Raw genomic sequence first — 24,752 nt, 5'->3', positions numbered from 1 at the left:
GTTATGATAGCCATCGCGATAGATGATGAACCTGTGGCACTGCAGGTTATTGAACACCATATAGCTAAAGTCCCTTTTATTGAATTAAAAAGTACATTTACGGATGCGTATATGGCGATTGATTATCTCCAGAAGGAGCAGGTGGACCTTATCTTTTTAGATATAAAAATGCCAGATATTTCAGGAATAGAGTTTCTGCGCAGTTTGAATACTTCGCCAATGGTGATTTTTACGACGGCTTATTCTGAGCATGCGCTATTGAGTTTCGAGCTCGACGCCATCGATTACTTGCTTAAACCATTTTCTATGAGCTGGTTTTTGAAAGCCTGCAACAAGGCGAGCGAATTGTATAGCCTTCGGGCAAAAAAGCTACAGCATAACAAAGACTATCTGTTCGTCAAAGATGGTTATGAACATGTTAAAGTTGAATTCGACCGTATCCTGTATATTGAAGCATCAGGCAATTACACCCAAATACATTTGAACGATAATAAATGCGTTAGTTCTAGAATTACCATTAGCGAGCTGCTGGAACTGCTCCCGAAGGGCGAATTTGTTCGTTGTCACAGAGCATTTATCGTCGCACGAAGTAAAATGATGAAGTTCGACAAAACCCAAATTTGGGTAGCAGACAGGGTTATTCCCATTGGAACGACATACACTGAATTGAAATTATATTAATTGACGCGTTTTTTGACTAATCAAGGCTGATTAGAAAGTAGGGAAGGCGGTGTGTTGTCCAAAAATCAAAGGGAGCGTATTTATGTTTTTAAAATAAATTGTATACTTTTGTAGCAACAGATCATTTGTGTTGTCAATTTTTAAAATTTAAAGTCATGTAATGCATTGTCGATATTTAGGAAGAAAGTAAACAACAGGATTTACCCGATTTGTTTACCCAATGCCTATGTCTTCAATTTTTTAGTATGGATTTAAATTTTAAAAATGGAATCAACAAAATATGGTCGTACCTATCATTTCCCATTTTCGCCAGGGACAAGCAGCGACGATCGTTTTAATCAATATTATTGGAAGGATATGCAATCTTTCCATCAACTGTTATTTACAGAAAAATTAGATGGCGAGAATAATTGCCTTTCACGGCGTGGAGTATTTGCACGATCTCATGCAGCTCCAACCACGTCGCCATGGACGGCCCAGCTTCGGGAGCATTGGTCCAGATTAAAAAACGATCTGGGTGATTTGGAGTTTTTTGGTGAAAATCTTTATGCTGTGCATTCGATCGAGTATATGCAACTTGAGCACTATTATTATGTTTTTGCTGCTCGAATTAAAGATCAGTGGCTTTCATGGGAAGAAGTTACTTTTTATGCCAGTTTATTTGATTTGCCTACTGTACCTGTTTTAAAACTCGACATGGTAAAGGATTTGACTGAGTTAGAACTTCGGCGTTTAGTCGAAAATTTGGCCATGCAGTCTTCTATATTTGGATCGGTTGATCCTAAAACTGAAGAAGCATGTACGATGGAGGGGTTAGTCTGCAGGAATGCTGATGCATATGCCGTCAGCGAATTTCAGCACAATGTTTTTAAATACGTTAGAAAAGGACATGTGCAGACCGACGAACATTGGACAAAATCATGGCGAAGAGCAAAAATGATTTGGGAAAGGAGGGATTATTCATGGAATGGACAATAGCAACAAATAAGGATTGGTCGGCTTTAGCGAAACAATTTTCTTGGGTCAGGGATATGGAACAGGTACAACAGGATCCTTTACATCATGCCGAAGGGAATGTCGCGATTCATACCCAAATGGTATTACAGCAGCTGGAAGCATTGCCTGAATATCGGAATCTGGATGAACAAAAGCAGGAGCTCCTCTGGGCTTCCGCTTTATTGCATGATGTCGAGAAGAGATCGACGACAGTTGTCGCTGCCGATGGTCGTATCAGTTCACCAAATCATGCCAAAAAAGGAGCACAGACCACACGGGAGATTTTATTTCGTGATGTGGAGACCCCTTTTGCATTACGGGAGGAAATTATCGCATTGGTACGCTATCATGGGTTGCCATTATGGTTGATGGAAAAAGCCGATCCGATGAAGAGCGCCTTGGAAGCGTCACTATGTGTCAAAATGAGTCAACTTAAGTTGTTGGCCGAAGCTGATGCTAAAGGAAGGTATTGTGGCGATTTGGATAATTTGCTCTATGCATTGGATATGTTCGAACTGTATAGTAAAGAGATTGGCTGCTGGGATGCCACGCGTTCTTTTTTGTCTGAAAATGCACGATTTACATATTTTAATGGAAACGATAGTTATGTTGGTTATGTGCCTTTTGATATATTCAAATCCACGGTGACTGTACTTTCAGGTTTGCCGGGAATGGGCAAAGATTATCAGATTTTAGCAATGAATACCGACCTCCCCGTTATTAGTCTGGACGACATCAGACGCAAGTATCGCATTGATCCGACCGATAAAAAGAGAAACGGATGGGTTGTACAGGAAGCAAAAGAGCAGGCAAAAAAATACTTACGCTGCGGACAGGATTTTATCTGGAATGCCACTAATATAACTTCCCAGATGCGAAAACAATTGATCGATCTTTTTGTCAGCTATCAAGCCTACGTGAAATTGTTGTACGTTGAAAAACCCTACAAGATTTGGCGCACGCAGAATAACGATCGGGAATATCCACTGCCAGATGTTGTATTGGATAAAATGCTTCATAATTTGGAAGTTCCGCAGTTGACAGAGGCGCATGAGGTTCACTACATTACGGAATAGATGGCGCTTTTTAGCAGGAGATTGCGGCTTTGTAGATTGGTTTTACGGATTAAGTAAATAAAGTACGAAAAGTTCGAATTTTACGTTAGTATAGTAAGGTTGTTTTCTGATAAACCGTATTGGATACCATAAATGCGAATCAGCCCGCCTATTTTAATGGCGGGCTGATTTTCTGTTAGAATCCTTTTTAGGAACACTAGTCACAATGTGCTGTCATTCCTTCAATTTTGGTGTTAACATGGACATGAGGTCCTTTTCTTTGATATCGATGACATCCATTACTTGAATTTATTTTCCCAGCCTTGCTCTTCGAGCTTATTTGAAATGGTGCCGCATGTATTTTTTATGATAAAATGAATGAGTAGCTTTGTCTGTACAAAAAATTGACAGACTGTTGGAAAAACTGAAAGAACATATAAAGAAATTTGTCGCTATCGATCCGGTCGAATTAGAAGAAATATTGCATTACTTTAAGACCAAAACGGTCGCGAAAAAAGAAAATATACTGGAGGAGGGCCAAGTGTGTAGATACCATTTTTTTGTATTGAAAGGTATTCTCCGTAAATTCTTTGTTAATGAAAAGGGAGTCGAACAAACGACTGAATTTGCCATAGAAAATTGGTGGATTACGGACAATATGGCTTTCGAACATAAGCTTGTTACGTCATTTTACATTCAGGCCGTAGAGACCTCAGATTTAGTTTATATCAGTCAAGAAAATCAAGAAAAATTGGTAGCTGCATTTCCGATCATGGAGCGTTATTTTCGATTTGTCTACCAAAGGGCTTATGCTGCTGCGCAAATGCGGGTTAAATATCTATTCTCTAAATCTAAAGAAGAATTCTACCATGATATGCTCCGTAAATATCCGCAGTTTGTACAACGTGTTCCGCAATACCTGATTGCTTCGTATCTGGGATTTACGCCAGAATATTTAAGTGAAATCCGTAAAAAAATACTTCCCTGAATCTCTTGCTATAATTTCATTGCAATTGAAGGCTAATAGCATTGGTCCGAATCTGCAATGCGAAAAGGGCTAATTTGAAATTGAAGCTTGTGTTCTTTTGCATAGTCTTGTGCTAATTTTTCGAATTTTTCCATTGCCTTTTCCTCAGAAGCAGCAAAACAGTGCAGGTTTAATTCCAAGGGTTTCTCTGAGGTGGCCGGATCGATACGCAATTGTTCAACTTCGGAGAGGACAACAGCAAAAGAAGTTTTACAGATCTCAACTTCTAAATGCGGCCCTATTAATTGAGATGATATGCTATAATAAGAATCATTATTTTGGATTTCTTCCTGAAAGGGGTCTAAATAGGTCGTAACAATAGATCGATAACCATATTTAGCATTACCAAAGAAGTGATCAATATATTCCTGTGCTTTTTCATATGTTGAGAAGACACCTTCCAGATTGGTGAATAAATCTGGATCTTCTTTTACTTCTTTTGAAACTACTGTATATACCTTAATGGGGTTGGTTGTCATATTTTGTATGCTACTGTTTGTACATTAAGTAAAAGTAAGTTTTTCTGCAAAAAAACTAATTTAGACTTTTATCTATGAGCGATTCTAAGATAAAATCCTCGTTTTAAAATAAAAAATTTCCTTTGTTAACTTGTAGCCTGTTTAGAGCAGGTGTTTGTGCTTTAAAGTTGTATATAATTTTCGTATTCTCCAAATTTTTTACTGATTGTTTTTATTTACTTTTCTAAAATAATACGAATTGCGTACACGACCCAGTCGTTGAGCCCTTTTTATGACCATCGTATCATCAAGTTCCTCCTACAAATAACGTGAGCCTATGTTGAAGCTAACTTTTTTAGTTGTTTTCACTGTGAAGTTACCTAGATTATACGGCCTAGGTGGGGCAATGTTAAAAGTAAGCTAATGAGAAGGGCGGGCATGTAGAATTGGAGATTAATCTGATTACTTCTAATGCCCAATGATGGAGACCTGTTTTGGCTAACTCATCAACGATATGGTTTTGTCCCAAACTTCGATCCTTTCATTTGACCTGACTTAAATAATGTATGTGACTTTTGTTTCCCTGACCATAAAAAAAATTCTAGGTCATGTCGGTTTTGTATTTAGTAAAGTTTGTATTATTTATTTCGTTAAATTTAATTTATTTTAAATTTGTTTTAATTTAAAATATAGTGAAATTATAGTTTAAAAAGATGTCATTTTTTATCAAAACTATGCTCTTTTGTCTCAATTTATTTTTAAATTTTATTTGTTTTAAAGCCTATGAAGGGCTTTTTGTTTGCTATATATTGTTTTTTAGCCAGAGGGCTGAACTATCCTCTTTATTTTGTTGGGATGCCGTGATTTGATTTTTATAGGCATTCAAACGTTTTCGTAAATAAATGAATTAAAAAGGTTTGATTGTATTTTATTAATTAATACTATTGTTTTGTGTTGATTAAATAATAACCAATTGATATGAACGACTAAAAGGTCTTGTTGTTAGCCTTTTTATAGTTTTATTTATTAATAACCAATAAATCTTAATCTATGAGAAAATTTAATCATTTAATTTTCGTTAGTTTTTCTTTTTTGTGTATGCTATTGCTGTCGACAGGAACCGTTCATTCACAAGGAACTGGAAAAGAATTAACGGGCGTCGTCAAAACTAATGATGGGCGTTTTTTGGAAAAAGTCACCGTTTTGGTGAAGGGAACTTCAACAGGTACTGTAACAGATAGCTACGGTCGCTTTAGTGTAAAATTGCAGCATAATTCTGCTAAGGTTACTTTAAGTTTTACCCATACAGGGTACTTGTCCAAAGAACTTGAGGTAGAAGTGGGTAAGGAAATAGAGATCACCCTTTCTGAATCTACAGAGAATCTAGATGAAGTTGTCGTTATTGGCTACGGAACCGCCAAGAGGAAAGATGTGACCGGCGCAATCGTTTCTGTTCAGACCGAAAAGCTTGAGAAGGAGGCGCCCAGGTCAGTTCAGGATCTCCTGCGGGGAAATGCAGCGGGATTGGTGATTGGACAGGGAAATTCGGCAAAGGGGGATGCAAGCTTACAGGTAAGGGGAAAGGGAACATTGAAAGCTGGTAGTAGCCCCTTAAATGTTGTGGATGGTGTTATTTTTGACGGAACATTTGCTGATATTAATCCCAATGATATTCAGTCAATAGATATTTTAAAAGATGCCAGTGCAACTGCTGTATACGGTGCAAAAGCTGCCAACGGCGTTATCTTAATTACGACAAAAAGAGGTAAAAAAGGAAAACCGTCCATTACTTTCAATGGAAATTTTGGTATGGTGGAAAGTGCAGGTATGCCTGCAGTGATGAATGCTGGTGAGTTTTTGAAATATCGCTATGACTTTGAAGTAGGTCGTCGGACAGAGGACTATCTTAAAGCTCACCCCGAAATGTTCGTGGACCCAAGATTGCTCAATGGAACCAATCAATTGGACTGGTATAATTACGATCAAAAGACCCCCGTTACAAATGTAACAGAGGATCAGTTGATCAGGTCTTGGCTTTCTCGATTAGAGCTTAAGACGCCGGAGATTGAAAATTACATGAACAATAAGATTACGGATTGGCAGGATTTGGTTTTTCAAAAGGGGATCCAGCAGGATTATGCTGTTGCTGTATCGAATAGTAATGAGAACACTAACTACTATTTTTCCTTAAACCATGTTGATCGGGAGGGAGTAGTGGTTGGAAGTCGGTTTAAAAATTTCAGAACACGACTAAATCTCGAAACTAGAATTACATCCTATCTAAAAGTCGGGGCGAATACAAATTTCGCCGTTCGAAATGAGGGCTTTCTAAAATCCGATTGGAAACAATCAGCAGTGATTTCTCCCTTCGGATCTAATAATCTTGATGATCCTTCTAGTATTTATCAAAGACTGCCGACAGGCGATGTCACTCCCGTAAACCCATTCTTTGACAATCAATTTAGAGATCGAAAAAATAATTATAATACATTGAATTCCAGTTTGTACGGTGTGATTACTTTGCCATTTGGGATAGAATTGCAATCCAATTTTACCCCTTCATTTATCTGGCACGAGTATTATAACCACGATTCTTCAAAAAATCCCGAGTGGAAGGCAAAAGGTGGAAGTAGCGAACGCTCATTTGAAAAAACATACAATTGGCAGTTAGATAATGTATTGCGTTGGAAGCGGCGTTTTGATGTACATAATTTTGAAGTAACATTGCTTCAAAATGCAGAGAAAGGGCAGTTTTGGCGAACCAAGGCCACAGCTTCTCAGTTTGTACCTTCTGATATTCTGGGCTGGCATCGATTACAGGCCGGTACAATTCCATTGAACGAAAGCGAAGACAAATATCAAACCGGAGATGCCTTAATGGCTCGCTTGTTTTATTCGTTTAAAGATCGCTATATGCTGACTGCTTCTGTACGACGCGACGGATATTCAGCCTTTGGCGCTCAAAATCCAAGGGCAACCTTTCCAGCCCTGGCTTTTGCCTGGGATTTTACAGCGGAAGGTTTTATGAAAAATACCAAATCTTGGTTGGATTATGGTAAGCTGCGACTTTCTTGGGGAAGAAATGGTAATCGTGATATTGAGCTTTACGAAGCGCTTTCCGACATGACCTCTGGATTACATCCCTATATTGATGCGAGTGGAAACCTCTATCTTTCGTCTCAGTTATACGTAAATAGAATGGCCAATTTGGGCTTGAAATGGGAGAGTAAAAGTTCGTATAATGCCGGTTTGGACTTTTCAGTCTTCCATGGCCGTCTCAGTGGTGCACTGGATTTTTATACGGCAACAACCCAGGATTTATTGGTAGATCGCGCATTGCCAGAAATTATCGGATTTAGCAGTGTTGCTGCCAATCTTGGTGAGCTCTCCAATAAAGGTTTTGATATTACCTTAAATAGTAACATCATGAATAGGGGCGATTTTAGTTGGAATGCGACGGCGATCTTTATGTTGAATCGGAGAAAAATTGTGAAGTTGTATGGCGATATGGTGGATGTAAAAGATAGTGAAGGAAATGTCGTCGGCCAAAAGGAAGCGGACGATGTTAAAAATAGATGGTTTATTGGACAGGATCCCGACCGGATATGGGCCTACCAACGAAATGGAATCTGGCAACTAGGGGAAGAGGAAATGGCTGCAAAATATGGTAACCAACCTGGCGATTTTAAATATGTAGATCAAAATGGAGATGGGGTCTTAACGGATGCCGACCGTGTATTTCAGGGGTATACAACACCGCGTTTTAGGTGGTCGTTTCGAAATGAATTGCGTTATAAAGAGCTGAGTTTTTCATTTTTAATTTATTCCAATTGGGGGCATTATGGAGACTTTAATCAGGCTGCAAACAACAGTAATTTTGCAGATCGGAGTACCGACTATGCACTACAGCGTTGGACGCCAGAAAATCCGATCAACGATTACGCGCGTATAGGATCAAAAAATAATGGTACAAACTACGTCAACATGTCCTTTATGCGTTTGGACAACATGGTGCTTTCTTACAGTCTGCCAAAATTTATCTTGCAATCGTTAAGAATTCAGCAGCTTCGTATTTCAGCTTCGATTAGAAATGTAGCATACTTGACAAAAGATTTTAAATTTGGAGACCCCGAAAGAAGCTGGAAAAGCGATGCATTGGCAGATGTTGGCGACCCAGCCCCCCGCACATATAATTTAAGTTTAAACTTTACCCTTTAATCACTAGATCATGAAATTCAAAAAAAATATACTATATAGTTTATGTATTGGTTCAATGGCTGTTTTTACATTTTCGTGCAGTAAGGATTGGCTTAAACCGAAACCCCTGTCTTTCTATGAACCAGATGTTGCGCTAGCCGATGCGCAAGGGATGTACTCCGCTTTAACGGCCTGTGAAAGAAATATGCGGCATGAGTTTTTTGGCGATGCTGCGCCCATTCTGACCGAGATTATCCAATCTGAAGTAGCCGTAGAGGGGACAACAGATAAAGCTGGTCCACAAATGGATATGGATATTGCACTGCTCCCCGATGCAGATCTCAATCACAACGATAGAACTAAAGTGGGGTGGTATTGGTACGAAGGATTTAAGGGAATAAAATATGCCAATCTTATTATTTCAAGAATAGATGCCGGAACTTTTAAAGACGAAAATGAAAAAAACGGGATTTTAGGAGCAGCTTATTTTCAACGTGCCTACCGTTATTTCAAATTAGTGCATCAGTTTGGTGATGTGCCCTTCATTGATAAAGAAATAAATGAACCGAAATATGATTTCTATAGCTACGATCGTTGGAGTATTCTCGAGAAATTGCGAAAAGACCTGGAATTTGCCTATCAATGGGTGCCCGAAAGAGTAGACCGTGGACGTACCTCCAAATCTGCCTGCGGTGTATTGTTGATGAAGGTCTGTATGGCTTTGGCAGATTTTGATCGGGCAATCGCCATCGGCAAAGAAATTGTTGCTATTCATCCACTTATGAAAAGTAGATTTACGGTGAATAAAAGTAGACCAAATACCAATCTGATGTTTGACCTTCATAGTGTTGAAGCAAAATTAGATGGTGCCAATACCGAAGGTTTAATGTATGTAGTTTCTTATCCTGGAGTTGATGGCTCTGATCGTATCAGAACAATGCGTAATGGCGTTCCTTTTTGGAACAACGGCGGTATAAAAACACCAGACGGGAAAACGGGGGCAGGATTATCATTGGCAGCGGATGAAACTGATCTTTCATTGGACTTAAATAAGAACTATGGTCGTGGTATAGGACGATTGCGTCCAACCTGGTATTTTACAAATCAGATTTGGAGGCCTGGCAAAGAGGATAATGACTTGCGGGGGATCTTTAACCGGGATAGTTGGCGAAAGATGGAAGATTTGAAGTACAATGAGCCCAACTTAAAAAAGACGGGCAATCCCTGGTATGGAAAAAATCTGGTTAAACCGGTGGGAATGAGTTTGGAGGATTCCATTCGGCTATGGTTCTCTTGGCCGCATTACAAATTATTTGTGCCGGATCCATTGCAGACACAATGGGAAGGCGGGGAGACCCCGTGGTATATTTACCGTTCTGCAGAAGTCTATTTATTGTTGGCCGAAAGTTACTATTGGAAAAATGATCTTGGTCAGGCTGCCATTGCCATTAACGAAGTCCGTCAACGCGCCGGTGCATCACAGCTAACAGCAGATGAAATCAATATCGGTGAGCTATTAGATGAGCGCGCACGTGAGTTGTATTACGAAGAAAACAGACATATTGAGCTCGTAAGGATTGCCTATACCTATGCAAAGACCCGAAAACCATGCGAAATTTTTGGTGGTCGTGTCTATGATTTAAAACAGATTAGCGGCCCAGGCGGAACGAATGCGAACATTAAACAAACTGGAGTTAATTTCTGGTACGATAGAGTGGTTGCTAAAAGTAATTTCTATAATAAAGGGGTAAAACATAAGTGGGCCGAATATAAAATTAGTGTGCACCATATCTTATGGCCTGTGCCCGCTAATGCGATTAATACCAATATTAAAGGTGTTATCAATCAAAATATAGGTTACCCAGGTGCAGAGAAAAATAAAACGCCGCTATTGGTTGAAGGTAAGTAACAAGTGTTTTCAAACGTTTTCGTAAATAAATCAGATCATTTGATTCATTTCACTTATATTAATTGATATTATTGTTTCGCTGAGTCAAATGATTAATGACTGCTTAGTAAATGATATGTATCAGGCTTGAATGTGGAGAAGCTGTGGATTGATAATTTTCAATAAATTGGCCAGACACACGTTGTAAGTTACAAACCAATGATGAATAAATAAACCGGGTCAATAGACTCAAGATTAAATTTTACAATGAAAAGAAATACACTATTTAAATCTGTTTTGATGGCTGCTATGGTCGGCAATGCTGTTATGTCGTATGCCCAGACAGATAAGAGTAATGAGAAAGGTTGGACGAACCTTTTTGATGGAAAAACGCTAAATGGCTGGAAGTCTGTCGGCGGAAAAGCACCTTATTCTATAGAGGGCGATGCTATCGTAGGTCGAATGACAAAAGGTACACCCAATTCTTTTTTGATCACTGAAAAAGAATATGGTGATTTCATATTGGAGCTGGATGTTAAACTTGAAGGCAATGAAACAAACTCAGGTATTCAGACACGGAGCCATCTTGATCCAAAGGCTAATGATGGACGCGGACGTGTATATGGAAGGCAAGTAGAAATAGACCCCTCTGCCCGTGCTTGGACAGGTGGAATCTATGATGAGGCGCGTCGTGGATGGATTTATCCACTCGATTTAAATGAAAATGCTAAAAAAGCCTATAAAGTAGAGGAATTCAATCATATACGAATTGAAGCCATTGGTGATGAGCTGCGCACTTGGATCAATGATATTCCTGTTGCTTATGTCGTTGATACGATCGATAGATCTGGCTTTATCGGGTTGCAGGTGCATGGTATTCCACCTAAACTGGATGGAAAGAAAGTGTACTTTAAGAATATTAAAATAAAAACAACCGACCTCAAATCAAAAGGTTTTCCAAAAGATCTTTATATCGTGAACTTGAAGCCAAACGACTTGGCTGACGCTGAAAAGAAGAAAGGTGTTAAGCTTTTGTTCGACGGTAAAACCAATAAGGGCTGGCGGAGTATACATGGCGATAAATTTCCGGAACGCGGTTGGGAAGTTAAGGATGGCCAAATGACTGTGCTAAAATCTGACGGTGGTGAATCGACCAATGGTGGCGATATCGTCACAAAAGATAAATACGCGGTGTTTGATCTTTCATTTGAATTTAAGCTTAGTCCGGGAGCCAATAGTGGTGTTAAGTATTTTGTGACTTTAAAAGAAAAATCAAAAGGATCGGCTATTGGTTTGGAATATCAAGTGCTGGATGATGCTTTACATCCTGACGCGAAGTTGGGACGTGACGGAAATCGTACCTTGGCATCGCTTTACGATCTCATTACATCCAATCGTGATGATCGCGCGCGTAGACCGATCGGCGAGTGGAATAGAGGTCGAGTTGTGGTCACAGCAGATAACAAAGTTGAACACTATTTAAATGGCATTAAGATGTTGTCTTATGAGCGGGGATCCAAAGCGTTTAAAGATTTAGTTCAGATCAGTAAATACAAAGATTGGGAAAACTTTGGCGAAGCGAAGGAAGGTTTTATTCTTCTCCAGGACCATGGTGATCGTGTTTCATTTCGCAGCATAAAAATTAATACACCGAATTAAGCCTATCTCTTATGAATCATTATTTATCGCGCAGAAGCTTTGTTAAACAGTCCGTTATCGCTGCAGGAGCGGTTATGCTGTCCAATAGTGTATTGGGGAATGTTAACTTGGCCAAACCAAATGAACGTGTCAACTTAGCCTGTGTAGGCTTGGGAAACAGGGCTGCCGACATCATTAAAGAACTCTATAAAACAGGACTCTGTAATATTGTTGCGCTATGTGATGTCGATCTTGGTGCGAAACATACGCAGGAAATTTTGGGTTTGTTTCCCGATGCACCGAAGTTTAAGGATTTTAGGGTAATGTTTGACAAAATGGGAAATCAGATTGATGCTGTAAGTATCGGAACTCCTGATTTTTCGCATTTTGCCATAACGATGCTTGCACTGGATTTAGGTAAACATGTCTACGTGGAAAAACCAATGGCGAGAACATTCCTTGAAGTCGAACTGATGGCAAATAAAGCTCGGAAAAACCCTAAGCTTGCTACCCAAATGGGAAATCAAGGGCACTCCGAAGCAAATTACTTTCAGTTTAAAGCCTGGAAGGATGCCGGCATTATTAAGGATGTGACGCGCATCGATGCGCACATGAATATGCCGCGTAGATGGCATGGCTGGGATGTAAATATAAAGGGTTTTCCTGCCGCAGAAATGATCCCCGAAACATTAGATTGGGATCTTTGGCAAATGCAGACTATTGGCCATAATTATAACAAAGATTTTGTGAATGGTCAGTGGCGCTGTTGGTATGATTTTGGAATGGGGGCTCTAGGCGATTGGGGGGCACATATATTGGATACAGCACATGAATTTTTAGATTTGGGGCTGCCTACAGAAGTGTCTGCTGTGAAGCTTGATGGGCATAATTCCTATTTTTTCCCCATGTCTTCAACCTTGAAATTTCATTTCCCAAAAAGGAAAAAGATGCCAGCAGTCGATATCAATTGGTATGATGGACTGGATAATTTGCCACCTATACCCGAAGGCTATGGTGTATCTGGATTGGATCCCAATATTCCTGCACCTAGTACAGGGAAATTGGAACCCGCCAAACTAAATCCTGGGAAAATTATCTACAGCAAGGATTTGATATTTAAAGGTGGCTCCCATGCCAGTACCTTGCAGATTATTCCAGCAACGAAAGCCAAGGAAATGGAGTCTCGGTTACCGGAAGTGCCAAAATCACCGTCAAACCACTTTGCTAATTTCTTGAAAGGTTGTAAAGGCGAAGAAAAAACCCGCTCGGCTTTTGAAATTGCAGGTCCTCTGAGCCAAGTATTTTGCTTGGGTGTAATTGCACAACGCTTAAACAGTAAGTTGATATTGAATACGCAGACAAAAGAAGTGACCAATGATAAGTTTGCCAACGCACTCTTAGCCGGACCTCCACCAGCAAGAGGTTGGGAGCAATATTATAAGATGTAAAGGCCATTAAATGGGTATCTAAAAGAAAGGGCAATGTGAACATTGCCCTTTTTATGTTTGAAATGAAAAGCCTTTATAACCTATCCCTACTATTATTGGGAAGATGGGCCTGCTTTTTTCTCGATTCGGTGATATGATAAAGGATGATGGAAGATTATATTTTTGCAGTCATTTATAAAAAAAAAGGTTTTCAAACGGGGAGAATGAAAACCTTAAATAACCAATTATAAACCTAAATTATGATGATACAAAGGTAAGTGTATTTACTACACTATGCAAATTTATTTTAAAAAATAATTGAATCGATTTTAAACAAGCTATAGGAAGTAGCTATTTTTATAGGAGTAAACTGTATTTTTGACGAAACGGACTGCTATCTGCATTCTTTTTAAACGCTGTAGCTTTATGGATTTTAAAAAGCATCCGCGTAGACTGTTAGCTATTTTAAAAGCATGGAAAATTTAGAAGTATGGATGCGTGGACCTATTGAAGGAGTTCCCGCTCTTCTCCAACCTGTTGCACATGCACTTTTACAAGTTGAAGAAGATGTTTTGAAGTATACCGCACAAATATCCTCAGCGCAGCTTTGGACAAAACCGGGTGGCAACGCCAGTATAGGTTTTCACCTGCAACATATTCGTGGAGTAATCGATCGCATGTTTACTTATGCCGAAAATAAATCCTTAACGGATAAACAATTTGACGACCTCCGTCAGGAAGGTCTAGAAGATGGTGCTTTAAGCGTGATATCGCTTGTAGAAAACTTACATCGGCAGATTCAGCAATCTTTGCAAAAACTGGCGTTAATTGATCCGGACACCTTGACGGAACTACGTTTCTTGGGTAGAAAACGGATCCCTACTACGTTGATTGGTTTGTTGTTCCACGCTGCAGAGCATGCACAGCGTCATGTCGGCCAATTACTGGTAACAGCACGATGTATGAAATAAAAACAACCTTTCGTTCTGTCAGCTAAAGTCTAAGATTTTTGAACCTGTTGTAACTTCTCTCCCCATTTCCCTAGTTCTCGAATAATTGGTTTGAGTTCATATCCCAGTGCAGTCAGCTCATAAAGTACACGTGCCGGGACTTCTGCATATACAGTACGTTTAATAATGTTATCATCTTCTAGCTTGCGCAATTGTAAGGTGAGCATACGTTCAGTGATACCCGGTAAACATTTTTTGATTTCAGAATAACGTAGCGCGCCATTGATGAGATAGCAGCATATGGCTAGAGCCCATTGACCACCAATCACATTAGCGGCAAAAACTTCGGGGCAATTATGCTCAAGTTGCTTTTTATTTGAAAAGTTCGTGGAGCTCGTCTTGATTTTAGTCATACGCACATTTTTTATAGTACCTAACATTGGGTTACAGATAAGCCAAAATAGGAATTATGTCGCTATTTTTAAATCATAGTCCTGTCGTTTATTAAAACTGCCGCTACGAATCGGCTAAATGTGGTGACTTGTGCATATATAGATACATAATAAAATGAAAACATTAATAGTCGTTATTCACCCCAATTTTGCTGCTTCCGTCGTAAATAAAAGTTGGGTTAAGGCCTTGGAAAATCAACCTGAGTTGTATGACATCCATCAATTGCACCAAGTCTATGCTGATGGTAAAATTGATGTCTTGGCCGAGCAGCAGATGATAGAGAAATATGATAAAATTGTCTTTCAATTTCCCTTTTATTGGTTTAATTGTCCGCCGTTTTTCAAGCAATGGCTGGATGAAGTGCTTACTTATGGATGGGCTTATGGTAAGAACAGTGGCTACAAATTGGAAGGAAAGAAAATTGCATTAGCAATTTCTGCTGGGATAGACGAGCAGGAGTATAGGGAGACAGGAAAGTATAAATATAGCATGGATCAATTAACAAGTCCTTTTGAAATTACTTTTGATTATGTTAAAGCGGATTATCAAAAACCTTTCGTCTTTTATGGAATTGAAAAAGAGTCATCTACCTCATGGGTAGAAGAGGGCGTGACGCGCTATCTCCGTTTTTTGGAGCAACTCTAGTTAATAAATATCAGGGCTTGTTTATTGTTGCTTAGCTTTTGTGATATACGAATCAATCCAAAGAAATAGGCTTATCAAGAAAGCATCTTTCTCAAGATGCTTTCTCTTTGTTGTTTTACCGTGTTGTATAACCACCATTGGCAAAAATGGTCTGCCCCGTTATCCACCAACCATCGGTGACCAAGAATTCCACCAAAGGCGCAATGTCTTTTATATCGGTTAGCCCACCTAATGCTGAAGCAGATTTATGGTAAGCAACAGCGTCTTCGCTTTCCTGTCCATAGAAAAATGGCGTATCCATTGGCCCTGGGGCTACAGCAGTAACCGAAATTCCCCGTTCTCCAAATTCTTTTGAAGCAGCTCGCGTAAAATGCTCTACTGGAGCTTTCAGTCCTTCATAAGTAGAGTATAATCCCGTATAGGCCGCCAATAATGAGGTAACAATCGTACAGATTTTGCCATTTGCATTCAGTTTTTTACCCGCCTCCCGAATAAAGAAATAAGCAACTTTTGAATTGATGTCACTCATGCTGTCATATTCTTCGACCGTGGTATCCACAATTGGCTTTTTCAATACTTTACCGACCGTATTAATGGCGATATCTACGCCACCAAACTGCTCAATTGCGACATCAAAAAGTTTCGTGATATGCTCAATTTTTGTCAGGTCCGCCTGCACTAATATTGCTTCTGCCCCCGCGGATTTGACAGCTTCCAGAGTTTGTTCAGCGTCTGCTTTGGTATATTCACTATTGTAATGGATCACCAGCTTTGCCCCTTGAGCCGCAAAATCCCGACTTAATAATCCGCCAAGGTTTTTTGCACCACCAGCGATAAGGACAACTTTTCCTTTTACATCATTTCTTGCCATAATAATTTAAATTTTGATTATAGCAAATCTCACAAATGTTAAGGAACCTCTTATGGTGAACTTTTCGCTTTTTTTAATTGACGAAATTGTGATGGCGACATGCCTTCATATTTTTTAAAAAATTTGGTGAAGTTGGACGGGTCGTATGTCAGCATTTGTGCAATTTTCGCAATGGTCAAATCACTATTAACGAGTAGGTCCTTGATACAAGCTAATATCTTTTGTACATAAAAATAGCAGGGATGATTTCCGGAAGTTTCCTGTATAATCTTGATAAGATGCTTTTGTGAAACACAGAGTATGTTGGCGATATCCTGAAGCTCCATCATTTCTATGCTGTCTCCACGAACCAATTCCGCTAAATGGCGATCTAAAAAGTCAAAATATTGAACTGTAATCTCTTCACTTCTTTTTCTATTGGAGAGCAATGCTGTGTTCATTTTAATTCCTTTCCGAATTGTTAGGTTAAATATAAACAAATAATATAGGACGTAATATTTTTTACCTGAATAATCGAGAATTCCGCATAATGGACTTGTCAACGTTATAGACAAAGATTTTTATCCTCGACACTGCTCTGGATCACCCAAACGATTAATTTGTAAATTCGTATACTTGTAGAATTCTAAGAGAAATGCGGGATTTTTATAATCCCGCATAAAAATAAACTGAGTATATGCAGATACTTTTAGTAGAAGACGATCGCCGTATTAGCAGCTTTGTTGTTAAAGGTCTAGAAGAGATGGGCCACAAGGTCATTTTGGTTGAATCTGCGGAAGCGGCACGTGAATGGATCAATGCGGATTCATTGGACATTGTCGTACTTGATATTATGTTGCCCGGAATAGATGGTATACAATTTACGAAGATGATCCGATATCGAAAAAATCATATTCCAATATTGATTTTAAGTGCCTTAGGAGAAGTTGAAGATAAAGTCGAGGCCTTGGAAAGTGGTGCTGATGATTTTCTTGTCAAACCCTTTTCCTTTAAGGAATTGGTTAGCCGTATCAAAGCCTTGGTACGCCGCGACAATTATAAAAACGTACCAAAGGATAGCTGCGTAGAAATTCATGATTTAAAAGTGGATCTTGAACGGTATGAAGTCCATAAGAATGGTAAAAATATCGATCTATCACCTAAAGAATTTAAACTGTTGAAGTATCTGATCGAAAATCGCAATAAAACCCTTTCAAGAACAGCGATCTTACAGGCTGTCTGGGGAATTGATTTTGATAATAATACCAATGTTGTCGATGTATACGTTTCTTATTTAAGAGGTAAGATTGATGCGGGGAGTGATACCTCCATTATCAAAACGGTGAAAGGGGTAGGTTATATGCTCACAACGGACTGACCATGAATTTAAAGATTCGACTCACACTCTTTTCTACCTTGGTATTCACCATCATTTTTGGGCTTGCAACGCTAGTCATCTACTGGATATTTTATAATTCTTCTGAACGACATCTGATAAGCTCGCTGGAAAAAAATGCGAAGATAGCCGGTATTTATTACCTTGAAGCGGACGAACAGAGTCCGCTAAAGCACATGGAATCCAAAAATCAATATGAAAGTCTGGTCAAGCGCGCGATGGTAGCCGTTTACAACGCAGCGGGGAAGGTGAGTTATGGTGGTATGCGGTTTGATAATCAAATTAATACAGATTTGCTGAACCAGCTGAAAACAGACAAAACGGTTTATTTTAAAACAGCCGATAGCTTTTATTTTGGTTTGTATTATCCCGATAATCAGGGCGATTTCTTTGTGTTTGTCAAAGAGTCCAGCGCAGATTTTGATCATCAGTTGAACCGTTTACTCATTACGCTTGTCTTTGTTTTTCTCATTGCATTGATTAGTATTGCCTTGTTGTCGGTCTGGCTGAGTAAGTATGCTTATCTGCCCATTCGTAAAGTGATCCAAGAAATTCAGCATAAAGATTTAAGTACCATTCAGGAGCCCTTGACCGCCATAAAAACCAAGGATGAACTCCAGGATCTGATTGAAAGTTATAATGCACTCCTACGTCGGATCAGTGAAAATATGATTATCAGAAAGAACTTTGTAAGTTATGTTTCCCACGAGTTCCGAACGCCTTTAGCGGGTATCCTGGGCTCAATGGAGGTCTTCGGCGCAAAAGTTAGAACGGAGGAAGAATACCGTGAACTGGCCGAAACCATTACCGAGCATGTGAATTTTCTGAATCAGCTTATTGGTAATTTTCTATTACTGACCGAAGATCAGGCCCTGAAACGTTCCCTGGAAACCTTTCGTATCGATGAGATCGTGTGGGACCTTGTACCTAAATTTTCGAGATCATTTGCCGTACCCTTGAAAGTCGATATAGAGGTCGACGAACCACAATACTTTAATTTTCGGGGCAACAAGATGCTCATCTCCCTTTCGATCTCTAATTTAATCGAAAACGCACTGAAATACGCAAATGGGCAAGAAGTGCTTATCCGAATGACCAGTGCAGATGGCAGACTGTCTTTACAAATTATAGATCACGGCATCGGTATCCCAAAGGCCGAACTGGAGTCTGTGAAACAGACTTTTTATCGTGGATCAAATGTCGGTCAGGTGAAGGGAAGCGGCATCGGTCTCTCATTTGCGCAAATCGTTTTTAAGGATCAAGGCGTAGACTTTGATATTCGCTCGAACCATCTGGGAACTACCGTATCACTGCTATTCCCTAAATTCTAATCCTTTTCTAATCTCTTCTAATTAAACTTTAATTTAACCTAAAGTTGCCTGTAATCTCTGTCCGTTAGTTTTGTGGAAATTCAAAATTAAGTGAGAAAGCTACGTATTACATTATTTTTACTTCTTGGCCTGAGTAGCAAACTATTTTCGCAGGAAGCGGTTGAAAGCCGTTTACGAAAATCGGAGATTGAACAGGTGTTCCTTGCGCATAACCTGAGCTTAATGGCACAACGTTTTCATATACAACAGGCTGATGCAGCAGTACTTCAGGCAAAGCTCTGGCCCAATCCAACGATCTCAATCTCAGAGGTCAATCTTTGGAAAAATTCCAGCAGCGAATCCTTTCCTGCGCTGATCGGTCATTATGGTAAATACCAGCAGCTGGCGGTTGAGCTGGAACAGACGATCGAAATGGCCGGGAAACGGAAAAAAAGGGTGCAATTGCAGCTTTTGGAAAAAGAGAATGCCCGGCTTCAATTTGAAGAATTATTGCGGAATTTGAAATATGATCTCCGGAGCCAATGCCTCGAACTACAGATCTTACAGGAAAAAGAACAATTATACAGTAGTCAGGTCGATATTTTTCAGACCCTAGCGAAGTCCTTTCAAAATCAATGGAAAGAAGGCAATGTGAGTGAAATGGACTATCTCAGGATTGAAAGTGAGTCGATTGCATTTGGGAATAAACTCAACGAAATCCAGCAGGAAAAAATTGCAAAAATGAATACAGTTGCGAGCTATCTAGGAGATAAGGGGACTGCACTTTACATTTCGGATACGATAGGTATGCCACTTTTTCTCCTGGGGACGAAACAGGAATGGAAAATGATGGCCCTGGAAAACCGTAGCGACTATAAAATCATCCACAATACCTGGAAGAAAAGTAATGCGCAGTTGGAAATCGAAAAAGCAGAACGTACACCAGATCTCAAGGTATCAATGAATTATGACCGGGGCGGAAATATCATGCGCGATTTTATAGGCCTGGGTGTTGCTATGGATCTTCCTTTATTTAATCGAAACCAGGGCAATATCAAAGTTGCTCAACTGGAACTTGAGAAAAACAAAGTTGAAATCGCACAATTTCGTATCGATATTGAACGAGAGATCGAGTTCCTTTCGGCGCGTTTGAGCAATCTCGAATCGAGCTTGAAAACGATGGATACAGGCTTTGATCGTAAACTGGATGTCGCGCTTGAACGCTATGTCCGCAATTTTCAAGAACGACGGTTGACCATCGTTGAATTTATAGACTTTATCAATAATTACATGGAAAACAAAGAATCAATATTGGAGCGCAGGGCAAAATACCTTCAGTATAAGGAAGAATTGACGTATTTAATCGGAAAGGACATTGTCTAATGAAAGGGAACTTTTTAATGCCACTGACACTCCTGTCCATATGTTTATTGTGGAGCTGTCAATCAACGAAAAATGAAGAGCAGGTTACGCCGCCAACTAAAGGTTTTTGCCTTAGCGCAGATTTCAAAAACCAAATTAAAATTGATTCGATTCAGAAGCGGGCGGTATTTGAACAGATCGCTTTAAATGGGGTCATTCAATACGATCAGGATGAGCTTGCTGCACTAAAGAGCCCGATACCCGGTATCGTGCAGTCTGTCTCCGTCAAGATGGGTGATTATGTGGAGAAGGGACAGATTCTTGTATCGCTTAAAGGGACCTCGGTCAATGATTTAGGAAAGGAGCTGCGTGAGCTGGAGAATAGCAAGCGCTTGGTGGAGAGTAAATTGGCAAGTCTTCGCAGTCTACTGAAAGATGGTATGGCTTCCCAACGGGAACTAGAAGAGATGGAAAGCGAATTGAAAGCCACACAAATCGGAATACGTCATGTAAAGGCCAATATGAACCTGCTCAATGGATCATCAGAAAATGGTCTATTTTACATTCGTGCACCCAAAGCGGGTTATATAGTCGATAAAAAGGTGAGCCCCGGTATGACAGTTGGTGATGATGCCGAGTTACTCTCGGTAAGTAAACTAAATGAAGTATGGGTTTCGGTCAATATTTATGCAAATAATTTACCTTTTGTGAAAAATGGTGCGCCTGTCAAAATCACCACGTTAGCCTATAAAGGGGAATCTTTTGATGGCTATATTGATCAGGTAGCCAATTTCTTCGATCCTGAAGAACGTGTCGTCAAGGCGCGTGTAAAGTTGTTGAACAAAGACCTGAGGTTAAAGCCGGGCATGAGTGTGGATGTATTGGTGGAAAAAGCTGTTTCAGGACAAGAACAGCAGATGCTGGCTATTCCCAAAGATGCCATCATTCTGCATAATAACCAGAATTTCGTGGTGCTGTACAAAAATGACTGTGATCTGTCCGTAAAGCCTGTGGATATTGTTGCTGAGAATGAAACCTATGCTTTTGTCAAAACAGGAATAGCCGAGGGAGATCAGGTGCTGACAGAAAATGAGCTGATTGTATTTGATGAATTGATAAATAGATAGGATGAAGAAAGTTGTACAAAATATTGTTTCGTTTTCATTGAAACACTCCTTGGTCGTCCTATTTTTTACGTTGGCATTATTATTCGGCGGGATATACGCCTACCTGCATACACCGATTGAAGCTTTCCCCGACGTCACCAATACACGGGTCAGGATTATCACACAATGGCCGGGACGTAGTGCTGAAGAAATCGAGAAGTTCGTCACATTACCGGTAACCAAAGAGATGAATACCATCCCAAAGAATACGGATGTTCGTTCGATCTCCTTGTTTGGCTTATCCGTTGTAACGATCCAATTTGAGGATGGTGTAGAGGACTTTTATGCCCAGCAGTATGCGGGTAATAAGATGCGTTCCATCGATTTGCCGGACGGCGCGGAAAGCTCCATCGAACCACCCTCGGGTGCTACCGGAGAAATTTTTCGCTATGTGGTGAAGAGCAATCTTCCGATTAAAGAAGTCTCTGCCATTCAAGATTGGGTGATCGAAAGGGAACTTGTGGGGGTGCCAGGTGTGGCGGACGTCGTGAGTTTTGGGGGGGAGGAAAAGATCTATGAAATAAAGATCAACCCAACAGAGCTGGCGAATTATAACTTGTCGCCACTGGACGTATATGAAGCCGTATCGCGTTCGAATATCAACGTCGGTGGCGATGTGATCCAGAAAGGAAATCAAGCCTATGTCGTTCGTGGAGTAGGTTTATTGGATAAGATCGACGATATTGGTAATATTTTGATCAAGGTGGTCGGCAATACACCGATTCTAGTCAAACATGTAGCCGAAATAGAACTGGGCGCAAAGCCACGACTTGGCCAAGTGGGACTCAATCAGGAAGATGATCTTGTACAGGGAATAGTCATTATGCTGCGGGGAGAAAATCCTTCGGCTGTCGTCACAAGGCTAAAGGCAAAAATCGAAGAGCTAAACCAACGTATTTTACCCGAAAATGTCAAGATCGAACCCGTTATAGATCGTACTAAACTGGTGAATAATACCGTGCATACGGTTTCCAAAAACCTGATAGAAGGGGTTATTCTGGTTTCGATTATTGTCTTTATCTTTTTGAACAACTGGAAGACAACCTTTATTGTTGCCTCGGTCATTCCACTGGCTTTCCTCTTTGCGATTATATTATTGAAAATACAAGGTTTGCCGGCCAATCTGATTTCAATGGGGGCGTTGGACTTTGGACTCTTGCTCGAAGGAACATTGGTAATCGTCGAGACTGTTTTTGTCTCTTTAGAAAAAGAGGCCCATCGGCTTGGGACGGAACGCTTTAATAAAATCTCCAAGCTAGGGATCATAAAAAAAAGTGCAGGTTCTGTTGCAGGGTATATCTTTTTTGCACTATTGATTTTAATTGTCGCACTGACTCCTATTTTCTCTTTTCAAAAGGTGGAAGGAAAAATGTTCTCACCATTAGCCTTTACGCTCGGTTACGCCTTATTGGGGTCCTTGATCCTAAGTTTGACCTATGTGCCCGCGATGTGTAAATACTTATTAAAAAAGAACATCAAAGAAGATGAAAATAAGATTACTAAAGTCAGCCGTAATGCCATTTTTAAAGGTTTTAAAAAGGCTTTTGACCATCCAAAATGGACATTGTCGATTTTTATGGTTGTCTTGTTCGTCTGTATGTTCCGGTTTAGCCATTATGGTTCCGAGTTTCTTCCAAAATTGAATGAGGGTGCAATCTATGTTCGCGCAACCTTACCCAATAGTGTCAACCTGGAAGAATCGGTGAAGCTGACCAAAACAATGAAAACAAAACTGATGAAGCAGTTTGACGAGATCGACTTTATAATGACACAGACAGGCCGTCCCAATGATGGCACGGATCCAACAGGCTTTTTTAATATTGAATTTAATATTGAATTGAAGCCCGAGGGGGAGTGGAAACGTAAACTTTCCAAAGAGAAATTGATCAGTCAGATGCGGGATAGCCTGCAGACTTTTCCTGGAATCAACTTTGGCTTTAGCCAGCCGATTCAGGATAATGTGGAGGAGTATGTGGCCGGGGTAAAAAGTCCACTAGTTATCAAAATCTTTGGTGAAAACTTACAAGATTTAGAGAATAAGGCCAATAAGTTTGCAGAGTCACTAAAAAAGGTCAATGGCATTACGGATGTCAATGTTTTTAAAAATATAGGTTTGCCAGAACTCCGCATTCAACTGCATGATTCAAAAATGGCTAAATATGGCGTTTCAACCAAAGATGTGCAGTCCGTGATCGAAATGACTATCGGGGGGCAATCTGTGACACATTTCTACGAAAATGAGCGGATCTTTGATGTTCGCCTGCGCTTCCAAAAATCATACCGCGACAACCCCGAGAAGATCGGAAATATCATTATTCCGACGATGAATGATCAGAAAGTACCCCTACGGGAGATCGCAACAATAGATTATCATACCGGGCCGGCATTTATTTACAGAGAAGGGAATTCCCGCTATATTGGTGTTGGCTTCAATATTGAAGGTCGAGATTTGGGAAGCACAATTGCCGATGCGAAAAAACAGATAGAAAGAGATGTGAAACTGTCCAAATCCTATAAGGTCGTCTGGGCTGGTGAATTCGAAAGCAAGGAACGGGCAACAAAACAACTGATGAATGTTGTTCCAATTTCGTTGATTTTGATCTTACTCTTGCTGTATGCCAATTTTGGTAATGTCAAAGATACGCTGATTTCTTCACTGACCCTCGCCTTTGCTTTTATTGGTGGATTCATTTCCTTGTGGATTACTGGAACGACATTTGGAATTTCGGCCGGTATCGGATTTATTATTCTCTTTGGGGTAGCCACGATTGATGGTATTGTCTTAATCGGGATTATGAAAGAAAATCTGTTGAATAAAATGCGCTTGAAACCCGCTATTTATGAAGCTGTCAAAAGCCGGATCAGACCCATCTTAATGATTGCATTAATGGGGGCGATGGGCTTATTGCCAGCTGCACTTTCAAACGGTATGGGGTCTGAAATTCAAAAACCTCTGGCGATTATGATCGTTGGTGGATTGATTATTTGTATGATTCTCTCGTTTTCAGTACTACCTATTGTTTTTTACTTCGCTTATAAGAAGGAGAACCGCGATTAGTTACCCATTTTTAATTATTATATACGAAACAAAGGTTGCCTGTCTGACAGTGCAACCTTTGTTATTTTTAACATGCAGCTGTACGTTTCGTAATAGCAATCCAAAGTTGAAGCGAATAGCGATATATCGTTTACATGCTATTTTGTGTAAATCTTGTTATAAATGTTGAATTTACATTTAAGTTCCTTAAATTAA

Annotated in this window: 19 protein-coding genes; 15 read left to right on the top strand and 4 right to left on the bottom strand. The window is 39.9% G+C overall.

Features of this window, described 5'->3' with window-relative positions; genetic code table 11:
• Positions 1 to 3 precede the first annotated feature (3 nt).
• From B2O97_RS23940 to B2O97_RS23925, 4 genes are all read left to right on the top strand, one after another.
• Complete coding sequence (locus B2O97_RS23940; protein ID WP_286768287.1) at positions 4 to 681, top strand: LytR/AlgR family response regulator transcription factor; 678 nt, start codon at positions 4 to 6, stop codon at positions 679 to 681.
• Positions 682 to 945: 264 nt separating this feature from the next.
• Positions 946 to 1,659, top strand: coding sequence for an RNA ligase family protein (locus tag B2O97_RS23935; protein WP_115047927.1), 714 nt, complete (start codon positions 946 to 948; stop codon positions 1,657 to 1,659).
• Positions 1,602 to 2,753 (top strand): AAA family ATPase, encoded by a 1,152-nt coding sequence (locus B2O97_RS23930; RefSeq protein WP_236560158.1) that lies wholly within the window; start codon positions 1,602 to 1,604, stop codon positions 2,751 to 2,753. The genes B2O97_RS23935 and B2O97_RS23930 overlap by 58 nt, the downstream gene beginning before the upstream one ends.
• 394 nt (positions 2,754 to 3,147) lie before the next feature.
• Positions 3,148 to 3,720: a Crp/Fnr family transcriptional regulator gene (locus B2O97_RS23925; RefSeq protein WP_236560159.1), complete on the top strand. Its 573-nt coding sequence runs from the start codon at positions 3,148 to 3,150 to the stop codon at positions 3,718 to 3,720.
• Between the two features lie 32 nt (positions 3,721 to 3,752).
• On the opposite strand, the gene B2O97_RS23920 is transcribed toward B2O97_RS23925, so the two are convergent.
• Positions 3,753 to 4,238: a hypothetical protein gene (locus tag B2O97_RS23920; protein ID WP_070569433.1), complete on the bottom strand. Its 486-nt coding sequence runs from the start codon at positions 4,236 to 4,238 to the stop codon at positions 3,753 to 3,755.
• 1,029 nt (positions 4,239 to 5,267) lie between these two features.
• On the opposite strand from B2O97_RS23920, the gene B2O97_RS23915 reads away from it, so the two are divergent.
• From B2O97_RS23915 to B2O97_RS23895, 5 genes are all read left to right on the top strand, one after another.
• A complete protein-coding gene (locus tag B2O97_RS23915; protein WP_201639432.1) occupies positions 5,268 to 8,435 on the top strand; it encodes a SusC/RagA family TonB-linked outer membrane protein in 3,168 nt (1,055 codons plus the stop codon).
• 10 nt (positions 8,436 to 8,445) lie between these two features.
• The gene (locus tag B2O97_RS23910) at positions 8,446 to 10,323 is read left to right on the top strand and encodes a RagB/SusD family nutrient uptake outer membrane protein (RefSeq protein WP_286768286.1); all 1,878 of its coding nucleotides are present in this window, start codon (positions 8,446 to 8,448) and stop codon (positions 10,321 to 10,323) included.
• Positions 10,324 to 10,569: 246 nt separating this feature from the next.
• Entirely contained in the window at positions 10,570 to 11,961 is a 1,392-nt protein-coding gene (locus tag B2O97_RS23905) for a 3-keto-disaccharide hydrolase (protein WP_084823277.1), read from the top strand.
• 11 nt (positions 11,962 to 11,972) lie between these two features.
• Positions 11,973 to 13,388: a Gfo/Idh/MocA family protein gene (locus B2O97_RS23900; protein WP_286768285.1), complete on the top strand. Its 1,416-nt coding sequence runs from the start codon at positions 11,973 to 11,975 to the stop codon at positions 13,386 to 13,388.
• Between the two features lie 452 nt (positions 13,389 to 13,840).
• The gene (locus B2O97_RS23895; RefSeq protein ID WP_286768284.1) at positions 13,841 to 14,338 is read left to right on the top strand and encodes a DinB family protein; all 498 of its coding nucleotides are present in this window, start codon (positions 13,841 to 13,843) and stop codon (positions 14,336 to 14,338) included.
• A 29-nt stretch (positions 14,339 to 14,367) separates the two neighbouring features.
• Here B2O97_RS23895 and B2O97_RS23890 read toward each other — a convergent pair whose 3' ends face one another.
• Positions 14,368 to 14,730: a winged helix-turn-helix transcriptional regulator gene (locus B2O97_RS23890; RefSeq protein WP_046676349.1), complete on the bottom strand. Its 363-nt coding sequence runs from the start codon at positions 14,728 to 14,730 to the stop codon at positions 14,368 to 14,370.
• A 154-nt stretch (positions 14,731 to 14,884) separates the two neighbouring features.
• Here B2O97_RS23890 and B2O97_RS23885 point away from each other — a divergent pair, with 154 nt between their 5' ends.
• Positions 14,885 to 15,415, top strand: coding sequence for an NAD(P)H-dependent oxidoreductase (locus tag B2O97_RS23885; RefSeq protein WP_286768283.1), 531 nt, complete (start codon positions 14,885 to 14,887; stop codon positions 15,413 to 15,415).
• 115 nt (positions 15,416 to 15,530) lie between these two features.
• Here the strand turns inward: B2O97_RS23885 and B2O97_RS23880 are convergent, their stop codons facing one another.
• Both B2O97_RS23880 and B2O97_RS23875 read right to left on the bottom strand, forming a co-directional pair.
• A complete protein-coding gene (locus tag B2O97_RS23880) occupies positions 15,531 to 16,286 on the bottom strand; it encodes an SDR family oxidoreductase (RefSeq protein ID WP_286768282.1) in 756 nt (251 codons plus the stop codon).
• A gap of 50 nt (positions 16,287 to 16,336) precedes the next feature.
• Positions 16,337 to 16,726 (bottom strand): helix-turn-helix domain-containing protein, encoded by a 390-nt coding sequence (locus B2O97_RS23875; protein ID WP_286768281.1) that lies wholly within the window; start codon positions 16,724 to 16,726, stop codon positions 16,337 to 16,339.
• Positions 16,727 to 16,962: 236 nt separating this feature from the next.
• Between B2O97_RS23875 and B2O97_RS23870 the strand changes: the two genes are divergently transcribed.
• The 5 genes from B2O97_RS23870 to B2O97_RS23850 all read left to right on the top strand — a co-directional run bounded on the left by B2O97_RS23870 (position 16,963) and on the right by B2O97_RS23850 (position 24,557).
• Entirely contained in the window at positions 16,963 to 17,643 is a 681-nt protein-coding gene (locus B2O97_RS23870; RefSeq protein ID WP_046675722.1) for a response regulator transcription factor, read from the top strand.
• 2 nt (positions 17,644 to 17,645) lie between these two features.
• On the top strand, positions 17,646 to 18,992 hold the full coding sequence (locus tag B2O97_RS23865; RefSeq protein ID WP_286768280.1) for a sensor histidine kinase: 1,347 nt from the start codon (positions 17,646 to 17,648) through the stop codon (positions 18,990 to 18,992).
• A gap of 90 nt (positions 18,993 to 19,082) precedes the next feature.
• A complete protein-coding gene (locus B2O97_RS23860; protein WP_083296095.1) occupies positions 19,083 to 20,354 on the top strand; it encodes a TolC family protein in 1,272 nt (423 codons plus the stop codon).
• Positions 20,354 to 21,460, top strand: a complete 1,107-nt coding sequence (locus tag B2O97_RS23855; RefSeq protein ID WP_070569459.1) for an efflux RND transporter periplasmic adaptor subunit — start codon at positions 20,354 to 20,356, stop codon at positions 21,458 to 21,460. The genes B2O97_RS23860 and B2O97_RS23855 overlap by 1 nt, the downstream gene beginning before the upstream one ends.
• A gap of 1 nt (position 21,461) precedes the next feature.
• Entirely contained in the window at positions 21,462 to 24,557 is a 3,096-nt protein-coding gene (locus B2O97_RS23850; protein WP_070569462.1) for an efflux RND transporter permease subunit, read from the top strand.
• The last annotated feature ends 195 nt before the right edge of the window (positions 24,558 to 24,752 follow it).

The organism is Sphingobacterium sp. UBA865 (assembly GCF_002295765.1).
GTDB lineage: Bacteria > Bacteroidota > Bacteroidia > Sphingobacteriales > Sphingobacteriaceae > Sphingobacterium > Sphingobacterium multivorum.
The sequence above is the reverse complement of the archived record's forward strand: the minus strand, read 5'-3'. Positions and strand labels throughout refer to the sequence as shown.

What these genes read in the sequence shown, in the direction of transcription:
- B2O97_RS23880 (WP_286768282.1), bottom strand. Translation starts at nt 16,286, where the DNA reads ATGGCAAGAAATGATGTAAAAGGAAAAGTTGTCCTTATCGCTGGTGGT.
- B2O97_RS23915 (WP_201639432.1), top strand. Translation starts at nt 5,268, where the DNA reads ATGAGAAAATTTAATCATTTAATTTTCGTTAGTTTTTCTTTTTTGTGT.
- B2O97_RS23875 (WP_286768281.1), bottom strand. Translation starts at nt 16,726, where the DNA reads ATGAACACAGCATTGCTCTCCAATAGAAAAAGAAGTGAAGAGATTACA.
- B2O97_RS23870 (WP_046675722.1), top strand. Translation starts at nt 16,963, where the DNA reads ATGCAGATACTTTTAGTAGAAGACGATCGCCGTATTAGCAGCTTTGTT.
- B2O97_RS23885 (WP_286768283.1), top strand. Translation starts at nt 14,885, where the DNA reads ATGAAAACATTAATAGTCGTTATTCACCCCAATTTTGCTGCTTCCGTC.
- B2O97_RS23900 (WP_286768285.1), top strand. Translation starts at nt 11,973, where the DNA reads ATGAATCATTATTTATCGCGCAGAAGCTTTGTTAAACAGTCCGTTATC.
- B2O97_RS23935 (WP_115047927.1), top strand. Translation starts at nt 946, where the DNA reads ATGGAATCAACAAAATATGGTCGTACCTATCATTTCCCATTTTCGCCA.
- B2O97_RS23920 (WP_070569433.1), bottom strand. Translation starts at nt 4,238, where the DNA reads ATGACAACCAACCCCATTAAGGTATATACAGTAGTTTCAAAAGAAGTA.
- B2O97_RS23905 (WP_084823277.1), top strand. Translation starts at nt 10,570, where the DNA reads ATGAAAAGAAATACACTATTTAAATCTGTTTTGATGGCTGCTATGGTC.
- B2O97_RS23930 (WP_236560158.1), top strand. Translation starts at nt 1,602, where the DNA reads ATGGCGAAGAGCAAAAATGATTTGGGAAAGGAGGGATTATTCATGGAA.
- B2O97_RS23850 (WP_070569462.1), top strand. Translation starts at nt 21,462, where the DNA reads ATGAAGAAAGTTGTACAAAATATTGTTTCGTTTTCATTGAAACACTCC.
- B2O97_RS23865 (WP_286768280.1), top strand. Translation starts at nt 17,646, where the DNA reads ATGAATTTAAAGATTCGACTCACACTCTTTTCTACCTTGGTATTCACC.
- B2O97_RS23890 (WP_046676349.1), bottom strand. Translation starts at nt 14,730, where the DNA reads ATGACTAAAATCAAGACGAGCTCCACGAACTTTTCAAATAAAAAGCAA.
- B2O97_RS23940 (WP_286768287.1), top strand. Translation starts at nt 4, where the DNA reads ATGATAGCCATCGCGATAGATGATGAACCTGTGGCACTGCAGGTTATT.
- B2O97_RS23910 (WP_286768286.1), top strand. Translation starts at nt 8,446, where the DNA reads ATGAAATTCAAAAAAAATATACTATATAGTTTATGTATTGGTTCAATG.
- B2O97_RS23855 (WP_070569459.1), top strand. Translation starts at nt 20,354, where the DNA reads ATGAAAGGGAACTTTTTAATGCCACTGACACTCCTGTCCATATGTTTA.
- B2O97_RS23895 (WP_286768284.1), top strand. Translation starts at nt 13,841, where the DNA reads ATGGAAAATTTAGAAGTATGGATGCGTGGACCTATTGAAGGAGTTCCC.